Annotated in this window: 1 protein-coding gene; it reads left to right on the top strand. The window is 40.4% G+C overall.

What is annotated here, in order from left to right; all coding sequences use genetic code 11:
* Positions 1-277: SDR family oxidoreductase (locus tag SCA31_RS23140; RefSeq protein ID WP_410699372.1), on the top strand; the 277-nt coding region annotated here is incomplete at both ends.

Below are 277 nucleotides of genomic sequence, written 5' to 3'. Positions count from 1 at the left end.
TAATGCGTACGGCATGGGAAAAAGACTGTATGAATGAGTGGGGAAGTATTTTGGCACTTTCTTATATCGCAGCACAAAGAACGTTCCCGGATTACAATGATATGTCTGATAATAAAGCGTATTTAGAAAGTATTGCAAGAACTTTCGGATATTACTGGGGAGAAAGAAAAGTGCGTGTAAATACAGTTTCTCAGTCTCCTACAGTTACCACTGCAGGAAGCGGAGTAAAAGGTTTCGGAGGTTTCTTAGGCTATGCTGAAGATATGTCTCCATTAGG

This window comes from Chryseobacterium sp. SIMBA_028 (assembly GCF_046535285.1).
In the GTDB taxonomy this organism is placed as follows: Bacteria; Bacteroidota; Bacteroidia; order Flavobacteriales; family Weeksellaceae; genus Chryseobacterium.
This window is presented reverse-complemented; position numbering and strand designations above follow the sequence as displayed.